The 11,994-nt window shown below is 44.9% G+C and carries 8 protein-coding genes; 1 reads left to right on the forward strand and 7 read right to left on the reverse strand.

Annotated elements, in window-relative coordinates; translation table 11 throughout:
• Positions 1-40: 40 nt before the first annotated feature.
• The 7 genes from sstT to malT form a co-directional block, all read right to left on the reverse strand.
• Positions 41-1,258: a serine/threonine transporter SstT gene (gene sstT, locus R7P69_RS01110; protein ID WP_005374821.1), complete on the reverse strand. Its 1,218-nt coding sequence runs from the start codon at positions 1,256-1,258 to the stop codon at positions 41-43.
• Between the two features lie 356 nt (positions 1,259-1,614).
• Complete coding sequence (gene rsgA, locus R7P69_RS01115) at positions 1,615-2,691, reverse strand: ribosome small subunit-dependent GTPase A (protein ID WP_238952416.1); 1,077 nt, start codon at positions 2,689-2,691, stop codon at positions 1,615-1,617.
• A 275-nt stretch (positions 2,692-2,966) separates the two neighbouring features.
• The gene (locus R7P69_RS01120) at positions 2,967-3,275 is read right to left on the reverse strand and encodes a PTS transporter subunit EIIB (RefSeq protein ID WP_005384641.1); all 309 of its coding nucleotides are present in this window, start codon (positions 3,273-3,275) and stop codon (positions 2,967-2,969) included.
• A complete protein-coding gene (locus tag R7P69_RS01125; RefSeq protein WP_042522188.1) occupies positions 3,265-3,879 on the reverse strand; it encodes an SCO family protein in 615 nt (204 codons plus the stop codon). Before R7P69_RS01125 ends, R7P69_RS01120 begins: the two co-directional genes overlap by 11 nt.
• Before the next feature lie 9 nt (positions 3,880-3,888).
• A complete protein-coding gene (locus R7P69_RS01130) occupies positions 3,889-4,314 on the reverse strand; it encodes a hypothetical protein (protein WP_025768641.1) in 426 nt (141 codons plus the stop codon).
• Positions 4,315-4,557: 243 nt separating this feature from the next.
• The gene (locus R7P69_RS01135) at positions 4,558-5,475 is read right to left on the reverse strand and encodes a DUF368 domain-containing protein (protein ID WP_031778872.1); all 918 of its coding nucleotides are present in this window, start codon (positions 5,473-5,475) and stop codon (positions 4,558-4,560) included.
• A 578-nt stretch (positions 5,476-6,053) separates the two neighbouring features.
• The gene (gene malT / locus R7P69_RS01140) at positions 6,054-8,762 is read right to left on the reverse strand and encodes an HTH-type transcriptional regulator MalT (RefSeq protein ID WP_213891059.1); all 2,709 of its coding nucleotides are present in this window, start codon (positions 8,760-8,762) and stop codon (positions 6,054-6,056) included.
• A gap of 734 nt (positions 8,763-9,496) precedes the next feature.
• Between malT and R7P69_RS01145 the strand changes: the two genes are divergently transcribed.
• Positions 9,497-11,950, forward strand: a complete 2,454-nt coding sequence (locus tag R7P69_RS01145; protein WP_104980201.1) for a glycogen/starch/alpha-glucan phosphorylase — start codon at positions 9,497-9,499, stop codon at positions 11,948-11,950.
• The last annotated feature ends 44 nt before the right edge of the window (positions 11,951-11,994 follow it).

An 11,994-nucleotide genomic window follows, 5' to 3' on the forward strand; every position in this document is an offset into this window, starting at 1 on the left:
GAGCCATCATCGGCTCCCCTTTCTCTTTGTTCTGTCAGTCTTACTGAGCTTTTTGCTGCTCTGATTTACAAACTGCTGCCGTAAAGACAACGTCTGTTGAGCTGTTTAGCGCAGTTTCTGCAGAGTCTTGAATCACACCGATAATGAAGCCAACCGCTACAACCTGCATTGCTACGTCGTTTGAGATACCAAACAGGCCACACGCAAGTGGGATAAGTAGTAGAGAGCCACCTGCAACACCTGATGCGCCGCATGCAGAAACCGCAGCTACAATACTTAGAAGTAGCGCAGTCAGTAGATCAACTTCGATACCCATAGTGTGCACAGCTGCAAGCGTTAGTGTTGTGATAGTGATTGCAGCACCAGCCATGTTGATGGTCGCACCTAGAGGGATAGATACTGAGTATGTATCCTCGTCCAGTTTTAGCTTCTCACATAGTGCCATGTTTACTGGAATATTCGCCGCACTTGAACGAGTGAAGAACGCAGTTACACCACTTTCACGTAGACAACGGAATACAAGTGGGTAAGGGTTTTGTTTGGTTTTAACGAACACGATCGCTGGGTTTACAACGAGTGCGATGATCATCATTGCGCCAAGAAGAACCGCCAGAAGGTGTGCGTAGCTTGCTAGTGCGCTAAAGCCCGTTGTCGCAAACGTTGAAGCAACCAAGCCAAAGATACCAAATGGTGCAAGACGAATGATAAAGCGCACAATGTGAGACACGCTGTGGCTTAGATCTTCAAATACGGCCTTCGTTGTTGCCGATGCGTGGTGTAGTGCAAGACCCAGACCCACACCCCAAGCAAGAATGCCGATGTAGTTTGCTTCTACTAGTGCATTTACTGGGTTGTCGACCAGTTTAAACAACAATGTGCGTAGAATTTCAGCAATACCTTGAGGAGGCGTTGCACCTTCAGCGCCGGTGACAAGCGTTAAATTGGTCGGGAAAAGGAAGCTTAGAACCACTGCTGATAGCGCCGCGAAGAATGTACCCATCAGGTACAGTACAACGATTGGGCGCATGTAAGTGTGTTGGTTTTTCTTTTGGTTTGCAATTGAAGCGGCAACCAAAATAAACACAAGAATTGGCGCGATCGCTTTAAGCGCACCGACAAAAAGGCTACCAATTAATCCCGCGCTTTCGGCATGGCTTGGAGAAATTGTCGCGAGCAAAATACCAAAGACGATACCGACAAGGATCTGGACGACGAGGTTACCACGAGCATATCGGGCAACGAGGCTGTTGTGTTGCATACATCATTCCTGCAATTTTATGCCAGAGTGGCAGGGCAATAGTCCATCATTACACGGCGATAATGCCCTTGTATTGCAAGGGGTGAGCATTGCTTCTGGTCACTAAGACACATGATTATCAATTATCCTGTTTTTATAAATTCAGCCATTTTCTTGCTGAATATCACATATCTTAGCTTGGTAATATTTTGTGTCTAGTTTTAGTTTGTTTTTGGATTAAATGTTTGCTCAATGTTATTTAAATAAGATTTTTATGTTGAAAATTATCATTAGTTATGAGTAATGGTTTTTAATAAAGTTGTTAAAAAGGAGACTTTCGTCTCCTTTGATTTTATTGACAACTCAAACGCAACAAATTAATAACTTTGTTGGCGCCTGCGCTTATCACTCATGGCATTTCGAGTGAGTTTCCCGAACTGTCGAGTTTGAGCTCGTTGCTCTGCCAAAGTCGCGCCGTTAAAGGCTTGTTCTCGCAATAGTTTTTGATAGTTATTGAAACGACGAACCTCCAGTTTGCCATTTGCAATCGCAGTTTGAACTGCGCAGCCTGGCTCAGTTTGGTGCTTACAATTGCCAAAGCGACAACGCTGAGCGAGCGCCTCAATGTCAGAAAATGCCTCACTGACCCCCGATTCACAATCTGCTAGTTGAAGCTCGCGCATTCCCGGAGTATCAATCAAGATGCCGCCATCAGGTAATAGATGGATAGAGCGCGATGTAGTTGTATGTCGCCCTTTACTATCGTCTTCACGAATATGCCCAGTTACCTGTTCTTGTTGCCCGAGTAATGCATTAACAAGAGTTGATTTGCCAACGCCTGAAGAACCGATAAAAGCGAGGGTTTGTCCTTCTTTGCACCAGGTCATGAGTTTAGAAGCACTCTCTATTTCTAAGCCGTTGACTGTCTCTATAGCTAATAGAGGATCGAGCTTCTGTACTTGGCTTTTTAGTTCATCAGTATTGTCACACAAATCGGCTTTGGAAAGCACGATGACGGGTTCGACTTCGGCTTCATGAGCCAAGGCAAGATAACGTTCAATACGACTTAAATTGAAGTCGTCGTTAAGGGAACAGACGATAAACACTGTATCCACATTGGCTGCGATGAGTTGCTCTGCCACTTTGCTGCCAGCGGCTTTGCGGCTAAAGAGGCTCAAGCGATCCAGTAAGCGAACAAATTGCTGATCTTCATTTAAAATTACCCAGTCTCCGACGGCCATATTGGGTAAAGAATGGTGGGCATTAAGATGAACTTGCCCAGTTTCTGTTGCCAATAAATAACCACTTCGGTGATGCGCAATTACACGAGCAAAGATAGTGTTGTCGTAATCGTCTAATGTCAGTTGTTGTTGAAAAAATGGTTTCCAACCCAATTGTTTTAGAGGGTTTGAAGTTGAAACTAATGTGTCACAAAAAGTATGTGTTTGATTCATTATTGAATTATCCCAGACGCAACAAAGCGCCTTAATACAAATCGCATTAGGGTCTAATTCGGATAGAGTTGACCCCGGTGAAGACCGGGCAGAGAAGGGGAGTTGTGGCTATGCCACAGAGTTGGTGCTGTTAGGGTTACCCTTGCGATGCCCAGTTAGTGTTATTCAATACAATCATCTTGTGTCCTCTTCGTTGGTTAATAAATAAGTGAGTTAATTAAGCCAAAAGAGTATAGCCGCCCTTTTTTAAAGAGGGTAGCTATACTGCAAAAAAATTAACTTTGTTTTGTGATGCGCTCTTCCATAATCTGCGAATACGTGTTGGCTTTTAAGCCGTATATGATTTGGACATGACGATCATCCAATATCACGACGCCATGCGCGCCATGATTTTTGAGTGCGTTCTTATCGATGACGGACGTCGCTCTGAGGGTAAGACGCAGCCGAGTCGCACATGCACCAGTTTCTAGCAGGTTCTCTATGCCCCCAATGGCGTCAATGATCGTATCGACGTCTTGTTCGACATTGGGGTTGGTATGAGTTAGGAAATTGAAAAATTGCTTCAGCACTGACTTAACCGTCATTTGAAGAGCCTTCGGTCGTTAGTTTTGAAATGGCTTCAACAATCGGTGCCGGCGAGAGCGTATGCGGTACTTTAGTGATTAACGTGCCATCCGGCTTCAAGAAGTAAAAGTAAGAGCTATGATCCAGCGTGTACTTTAGTTCCGAGCCTTCCAATTCTGTCTTGCGGAAAATGACACCATAGTTGTGTGCCAAAGGTGTCGTTACATCAAGTGGTGCCGATAGGCCTTCAATCATTGGATGGAAGTAATGGGCATATTTTGCTGATGCATCGGCCTCATCACGCTCTGGGTCTAAAGAAATGAACATCGGGCGTAGTTGTGCTTTTTGCGCGTCGTCAATTTGATTCAGTGCTCCTGCCAGCATTGCAAGAGAAGTTGGGCAAACGTCTGGGCAGCGAGTAAAGCCAAAATAGACGACTCGGATGCGAGGGTCATTCACATCGAAGATATTGACGGCTTGGTTATTTTCCCCAAACAATACCGTTTGTTGAGAGGTGGAACTGTCCACTTGCTCTGGCTTCGTTTTCTGATTATCTAAATAGCTCTTTACGCCAAATCCGAGTGCGAAAGCAGCTACGAGAAATAGGGACCAATTGCGGCTCATAACGATTCCTTATCTTTGCATTTTTATAGCAGGGTAAACGGTATTCTCTCCATCACTGAGTTCACCAACCCAAGTCATTGCATCCTCCGTGCAAACCGGGAGAATGATGTCACCTTGATATTGGCCAGGAGCGATTTGCTTCAGCAAAAACTTAGGCTCACCCATCTCCATTTCTCTTCCTGAAAGACTTAGGATGAGTTGCTTAGCATCGCTTGTATGCCACTCAACATTTAGAGTGGTAGGAACCAAGGGTTGAGCAGTTTCTGAGTTTAGCGTCATCGTAACATTTTCTTGGACGCAAGAGGTTGTAGAGAGAAAGCAGTATTCATCTATTGACTTGCTTTGAGTGGAAGAAGAAAAGCTTTTTATTAGAGTCGGGGCATAAAATCCCGCAACTAATGCGGCTGAAACAGCGGCGATTTGTAACAGTTTCATTAAGGTTCAGCATTTATCACTTAACATTACGAGCATCGTAGCACAGATGCGCCGCTCGCCAACTCGTGACCTCGGTAAATTGTGCGTTATACCTCGGTGACCAGCTTCTTAGTAACGCGACGGACTTTATTGCATCAAATACAGCAGAGTTTTCAATTGAGATGTTTTGCCCTTAGCCAATAGATAAAAACGGAGCCAATTGGCTCCGTTTTTATTTGGTTCAGTATGTGTTTGATACCAAAGTTATTTATCTGAATCTGCGAATTTCTCTAGACCCAAAACTAGAGCAATGGCTGCAAGCATCATTACGACAGCAAGTACTAACTGAGAAGGTTGTGATGTCACGTGTTCAAATTCAAATGGTGATAGGTTGTGCTGTAGCAATGGCACTTGCTCGCCCTTCGAATTGGTGCGCCAAGTGATGGTTTCTTTCCATGGCCAAATCTTTGGCAACGTACCAATCATTAATCCAGTCAAAAACATCAGGGTGAAATCACGGAACTTGCGTAGTAACCACGACAATAAGTGAGAGAAGGACAGTAAACCGATCACGCAGCCAGACAAAAATAGCGCTAATGTATCGACTTGAAAACCTTTCACTGCGGCTAATACAGGAGCATACATGCCAATCAGCAGCAAAATAAAACTGCCAGAGATACCCGGCAAGATCATCGCACAAATCGCGATAGCTCCAGCGAATAAGGTGTTAATGGCCGTTGGTTCCATGTGTAAAGGTTTGAGCACAGTAATACTATAAGCAAACCCGACACCAACGAGCAGAATGACAAAGCGGACAAGATCGCGTTGCTCAACCTGACGAATAATGTGATACACAGAGACCAAAATCAGACCAAAGAAAAATGACCAAAGTGGGATCGGGTGTGTGTCAAGAAGCCAAGTAATCAACTTTGCTAGCGTTGCAATACTGGTGAAAATGCCGGCAAACAGAGCGATAAGGAAGAATCCGTTGATGTGATTAAACGCGGCTTTAACCCCTTCTTTTCGCCAGATAGAGAAAAGTGAGGGGTTAATGCGTCGAATGCTTTCAAGCAGCGTATCGTAAATACCAGTGATAAACGCGATGGTGCCGCCAGATACACCAGGTACAACATCTGCTGCACCCATGGCGATTCCCTTGAAGAAAGTAATTAAGTAGTTCATTGCTCTAATGCTAAGTCGTTTCGATGGCAGAGAGTATACAAACATTGCGATGAAAAAAGTATGAAATAGTGCTGTAACTACTTGGTTTTATATCCAATCTATTGCCTATCTTTATTACCCGCCAAGAGACAATGCCGCCGTAACGAGCTTTTAATGCTTGGTTTACATTTTTGAGATGATTAACTCTACTATCAATTATCAATCTTGGTTGCATTATGCAATTGCAATTTGCATTATCAAATTGCATTTTGATAATTTGCGCGTGAATAAATCCAGCTTATATGAGATCTTGTGCCCAAAAATAAGTCTTTGCATTTTGGCATGATTAATGCATAATACTGCTCGACCCTTCTTAAGCCGAGGGTCACCTAGCCAACTGACGTTGTTAGTGAATACAATTTGTTCACACTAAATATAAGCCAATCGCGATTATTGCGGTTGGCTATTTTTTTATATGAACAACGTTACTTACGTGCTTTGCAAATTGCACTTCTCTTTCTGTCAGTCATAAAAAAGGGCTGACGTGTTACGTCAACCCTTGTGTTTTACTTTACGTTTTAACCCGTTTATCTAGCAGTTCAGTATCCCATTAACTGTAGCAAATTTTCAGCTGTCACAATGGCTTCTTTACGATTAGCAATATTAAGCTTTTGGTACAGGTTGCGAATGTGGGTTTTAATTGTCGTACCTGCCACATCCAGCTCTTGTGCGATTTGCTCGTTACTAAAGCCTGAATAAATCAGTCCCAGAACCTGCCATTCGCGTTGTGTTAATGGGCTGGTACGTACTAGCTCTGGCACATTAGGGTGATTCACCAACTTTTCAATAAAGTCTTCATCAAAGTGAATTGACCGGCTACGTTGATTCGATGAAATGTCCTTCATTAACTGTTGAGCACGGTGACGCTCAAGATCGCCCAGTTCATGGCGGAGGCTCAACTTCTCCAGCAGACCGCCAATGGTTGCACCATCAATCAGGAAGTTTCCGACCATGCCAGTTTGGTTCGTCATTACTAATGCTTCTTTTAACAGAGCCTTGGCTTGCTCCTCATCTTTTTGGCGAGCAGAAAGGACCGCTTCAACCACTAAGTTGCGATTAGTATCTGTGATTAGGTTAGTGCGACGAGCTTCACCTTGGAGGAAATCTAACGCAGCACGAGCGTCGGTATATTGGCCTAAGTTAATGTGGGCGCGGGCAATGTTACGCCATTGCAATTGAGAAAAGTGGTTGCATGCCGATTCAGGACGAACCGCAGTGTTGAGCCATTCTTGCATTGCATCGGTATTCCCGCGCGCTTGCCAAAATAGAATCAACGATAGTGAAGCGTTTGCAGTCCAATCTACGTGGTAAGTCGACTGTTTCATCAAGTGTTGGATGTGCTCAATGAATTTACCGGCTTTGTCTAATTCACCGCGTCCAATCGCAATACGCGCCAACATCGAATAGCTATGTAAGTGCTTGCTTGGTGAATGGTTTTCGAGAATTTGCAGACCTTTGTACGCGCATTCTTCCGCTTCATCAAGTCGGTTCCAGCACCAAAGTACTTGCGCGCGAATACGCAGCAAAAATTCATGAAGAGGAACATGCTGAAGCTGCTGATCTTCAATCAGACGAAATGCGGAATCTTGTAGTTCAAAGGCAGCTTGCACGTAACCTTGTGCAATTAAAATCTCGCTTTGCTGCAATATTGCCCATAACGCTTGGTGATATACTTGATACTGACGAGCTAGCTTTTCAGTTTGTTGCATCATCGGCAAAGCACGGTCTAGTTTACCTAGCACGTGGTTAACTTCACCAACAACCGAAGTCGCCACAATTCGGCTACGGTAAATAGTGTTATCAAGTTGGCTAAGCGCTAGCTCCGCTAATTCGAGAGCTTTTTCTGGTTGGTTACTGTTGATAGCCACTTGAGCAAGCAACGCGTTTGCTTGACCTTGATAATGAATATCTAACGCAATGTTACGCTTTTTGTGTTCCTCTTCCGCTTCTTCAAGCAGGTGGCCCACTTGGTTATAACGATGCTGACTTTGAGCCAACCATGCTCGGAGCATCGTAAGTTTTGGGTGGCTGAACAACAGATCATCGTCCAACTTGTTAATTGAGCTTTCCAGTGTGCTGAGTTCGCCTTGGTTAAACATCTTCCAGCCGAATTCGTTTAGGATCTCTACCACTAAGTCCTTATCATTCGATTTTTGTGCATGATGAATCGCTTGGTGTGGTGCTTTTTGTTGTAACCAAGCGATAGCAGCATTGCGGTGGAGATCTTTTTCTTGCTGAGGAATACGAGCTTGGCGCTCATGAGACAAAAACTCGCCAAATAAGTTATGGAACCGGAACCAGTTCTGTTCCCCTTCGAGCGGATAAATGAATAAGCCGTAACGGTTAAGCGATTCAATCATTCCCAGTGCATCTTCGCGTTGGGTAAGGGCAAACACTAGCTCATCATTGAAGTGGTCAAGCACGGATACTTGCATTAAAAAGTGACGAGTTTCGTGATCGAGTAAGTCAAACACTTCTTCGACCAAGTAATCCCACAAGTGCGCGTGATTGAACTGCGATACCGACTCTACAGTTTGTGCCAATGTGCGGTTTTGATGTTGGGCTTGTAATGCGATCAACTGCATCGCCGATGGCCAACCTTCAACATAGGCTCTGAGGCTGTTTGCCATGTCTTCGTCGATGCCATCGGCAATACGCTGATTAAAGAAGCGAGTCGTTTCTTCGGTATCGAACGCCAACATCTCGTTGCCGATTTCGATCATTAAATCACGAACACGTAAGTTTGCAGTGCCCAGAGGCGGCGCTGCACGACTGGTTACCACAACGGTGAGGTTGTCTGGCATGTGCTTTAAGAAGAAACGCATGGATTCATGGATTTCATCATTCGTGATTAAATGGTAGTCATCAAGTACCACGTAGCACTCTTGATGAAAGTCAGCCATTTCAGCGAATACTTCGCTAAATAGGGAGCGTAAAGACGAGATCTGACGTTTTTCCGCCAGTTTTTGTGCGTTAGCGCAACTGAAGTTGGTGGCTTTGTTTAATGCTTGAAGCAGATAGTTTACAAAGCGAAAGCCGTCGTTATCGCTGTCATCAATGCTGTACCAACCGACGTTTGGCTTATCGGATAGCCACTGCGCTGCCATTGTTGTTTTTCCGTAACCTGCTGGGGAGCGGAATAAAACCAATTTGTAGTAAGGCGCTTGCTGTAGTAAGTCCAACACTCGTGGGCGCACGATGGCATTGTGCAGGCGTCCTGGTCGAGTAAGCTTAGATGGAATCCACATTAGTAGTTATGTCCTTATTTATGTATACCCAAATGACAGCAACGTGATCATTCTAGTAAAGCCCCCTTGAAAGCCGTCTTACTGAATGATGTCATCAGCATCAAAAACACTGTTTGAATGCCGGATAATGTCGCTACTGTTGGGGCTTGCGTCCGTCTGAAAAACCATTCCATACGGTCACTTAGATATAAAAGCTAGCGAAAACTAGAAATAACTCACATCGCCTAATTCTAGTTTGTATAAAAAGCGTACAATCCTGTGAGCTGAGTGGGATGTTACGACATCAGAAATGTTCGTTACTTTGATCCACTTCCTAATTCTCAAGGGTTGATGGATTTACCATCAACTACGCCCTTTATTTGTGATTGTCGTCACTTAAATATCGTTTGTTTCGTTAGCGTTAAGATCGCGTTGCACATAGATTACGAAAAGTTCTTCTACGCTGACCGAGTTAATGTGACCGATATTACAATTTTCACATCATCAGATGAGTGGACTATAAAAAGCGTCATGAACGGGTTTTAACCTTTCTCACATTCCATTGTGATCAAAATCACTAAGAACTGGTGCAAAGTTCACTTTGTTGAGATTTGGATCACTAACCTAGCAATGGTACCCCCTCTACGCCCTCAGCCCTCCTCCTTCAAAGGATGAGAATTAGGAGGATGTTTATTCACAGAGGTAAATGCACGATGTATGGCAGATGAATTACCAAAAGACGTGAGAATTTCGTAATGAAACCTACTCAACAAAAACAATTTGACAAGAAGTCGTTCCAAGAAAGCGTAAAGAAACACCTATCTGTAACTTACGCTCATACGATTGAAAACGCAGACAGCCGCGCATGGTACCTAGCAATGGGGCATGCTCTGGCTGAATTTACTACTCTAGATTTGCTTGCGACAGAAGAAGATCCACGCATTAAAAGTGCCAAAAGCGTTAACTACCTTTCGCTAGAATTCCTTATCGGTCGTTTGACTGGTAACAACCTAATCAGCATGGGTCTGTACGAACAAGTAACAGAAGCAATGGCTGAACTAGGTTACAACCTAACTGATCTGCTAGAAGAAGAGCGCGACCCATCATTGGGTAACGGTGGCCTTGGTCGTCTGGCTGCGTGTTTCATGGATTCATGTGCGGCACAAGAATTCCCAACTGTCGGCTATGGTTTACATTACGAATACGGTCTATTTAAACAGTCATTCAAAGATGGTCGCCAGCAAGAAGCACCTGACGCATGGCGCGGTGTAGAAGGTTACCCTTGGGAAATTGCGCGTCCAGAACTTGCGCAAGAGATCGGTTTCTACGGTCACGTTGAAGTGATTAACGAGAACGGTAAAGAGGTTCGCAAATGGGTACCAGGCATGACAGTAAGAGCAATGCCTTGGGATCTTCCAATTGTGGGTTACGAATCAGACACGGTTTACCCGCTACGTCTTTGGGAATGTCAGGCGATTGCACCATTCTCACTAGCAAGCTTTAACAATGGTGATTACTTCGAAGCTCAGCACGCACTGATCGACGCAGGTAACATCACTAAAGTGCTTTACCCGAACGACAACCACGAGAAAGGTAAAACACTGCGTCTAATGCAGCAGTACTTCCACTCAGCAGCGTCTGTACGTGACATCCTACGTCGCCACGAAGCTGCGGGCTACTCGCTAGCGGATCTACCTAAGCAAGAGACTATCCAGCTTAACGATACGCACCCAACGATTGCGATTCCTGAACTAATGCGCATCCTGATGGATGAAAAAGGTTTAGCTTGGGAAGCGGCTTGGGAAATCAGCTCTAAGACATTTGCGTACACCAACCACACGCTACTTCCAGAAGCACTAGAGACATGGCCAGAGTCGCTAATCCAGCACCTGCTACCACGTCATATGGAGATCATTTACGAGATCAACCACCGCTTCCTACAAGACGTACGTGCAATGTGGCCGGGTGATGTCGCGAAGCAACAGAAGCTTTCTATCATCGAAGAAGGTTTCCACCGCATGGTTCGCATGGCAAACCTATGTGTAATCGGCTCTTACGCAGTAAACGGTGTAGCAGCACTTCATTCTGAATTGGTTAAGAAAGACCTATTCCCAGAGTTCCACGAAATGTACCCGACACGTCTACACAACGTAACGAACGGTATTACGCCACGTCGCTGGTTGAAGTTCTGTAACCCAGGTCTGTCTCAGCTTATCACTGAGAAAGTCGGCCCAGAATGGCCAGCGAAACTAGAGCAACTTGAAGGTATTGCGAAGTACGCCACTGACGCGACATTCCAAAAAGAATTCATGGCAGTGAAGAAAGAGAACAAAGAACGCCTAGCAACTTGGGTGAAAGAGAACATGGGTATCGAGCTCGATACTAATGCAATCTTCGATGTTCAAATCAAGCGTCTACACGAGTACAAACGTCAGCATCTAGACTTGCTACACGTACTGTCTCTGTACCACCGTATTCTTCATGAACCAGGTTTTGAGTGTACGCCACGCGTTGTGTTCTTCGCAGCAAAAGCAGCACCGGGTTACCACCTAGCGAAAGAAATCATCTTCGCAATCAACAAGATTGCAGACAAGGTGAACAACGATCCTCGCATCGGTAACAAGCTGAAAGTGGTATTCATCCCTGACTACCGCGTGAGCATGGCTGAAATCATTATCCCTGCGGCTGACGTTTCTCAACAAATCTCGCTAGCGGGTAAAGAAGCATCAGGTACAGGTAACATGAAGATGGCGCTAAACGGTGCGCTAACTATCGGTACAATGGATGGTGCAAACGTTGAGATTCGTGAGGAAGTAGGCGATGAGAACATCTATATCTTCGGTCTAGATGTTGAAGGTGTGAAAGCGCTGAAAGCTCAAGGTTACAACCCATTTGATTACTACAATGCGGATCACTTACTCAAAGCGTCAATGGACTTGCTATTGGGTGAAGAGTTCACACCAGGTCAACCAGGCTTACTGCGTGCAACGTATGACAGCCTACTAGACGGCGGTGACCCGTACTTATGTCTTGCGGACTTTGCATCTTACGTGAAAGCGCACGAAGACATGAGCGAACAATATAAAGATCAAGCTGGCTGGGCGAAGAAGGCCATTCTTAATACCGCCCTTGTTGGCAAGTTCACGTCAGACCGCTCAATCCGCGACTACGTGAACAATATCTGGAAACTTGAAGCGGTGAAACGCTAATAGAACCTAGTTAAGACCAAGGTAGCCAAGCGCTACCTTTGGTC

It is taken from the genome of Vibrio sp. 661, assembly GCF_033339315.1.
In the GTDB taxonomy this organism is placed as follows: domain Bacteria; phylum Pseudomonadota; class Gammaproteobacteria; order Enterobacterales; family Vibrionaceae; genus Vibrio; species Vibrio alginolyticus.

What these genes read in the sequence shown, in the direction of transcription:
- rsgA (WP_238952416.1), bottom strand. Translation starts at nt 2,691, where the DNA reads ATGAATCAAACACATACTTTTTGTGACACATTAGTTTCAACTTCAAAC.
- R7P69_RS01120 (WP_005384641.1), bottom strand. Translation starts at nt 3,275, where the DNA reads ATGACGGTTAAGTCAGTGCTGAAGCAATTTTTCAATTTCCTAACTCAT.
- R7P69_RS01135 (WP_031778872.1), bottom strand. Translation starts at nt 5,475, where the DNA reads ATGAACTACTTAATTACTTTCTTCAAGGGAATCGCCATGGGTGCAGCA.
- R7P69_RS01130 (WP_025768641.1), bottom strand. Translation starts at nt 4,314, where the DNA reads ATGAAACTGTTACAAATCGCCGCTGTTTCAGCCGCATTAGTTGCGGGA.
- sstT (WP_005374821.1), bottom strand. Translation starts at nt 1,258, where the DNA reads ATGCAACACAACAGCCTCGTTGCCCGATATGCTCGTGGTAACCTCGTC.
- malT (WP_213891059.1), bottom strand. Translation starts at nt 8,762, where the DNA reads ATGTGGATTCCATCTAAGCTTACTCGACCAGGACGCCTGCACAATGCC.
- R7P69_RS01145 (WP_104980201.1), top strand. Translation starts at nt 9,497, where the DNA reads ATGAAACCTACTCAACAAAAACAATTTGACAAGAAGTCGTTCCAAGAA.
- R7P69_RS01125 (WP_042522188.1), bottom strand. Translation starts at nt 3,879, where the DNA reads ATGAGCCGCAATTGGTCCCTATTTCTCGTAGCTGCTTTCGCACTCGGA.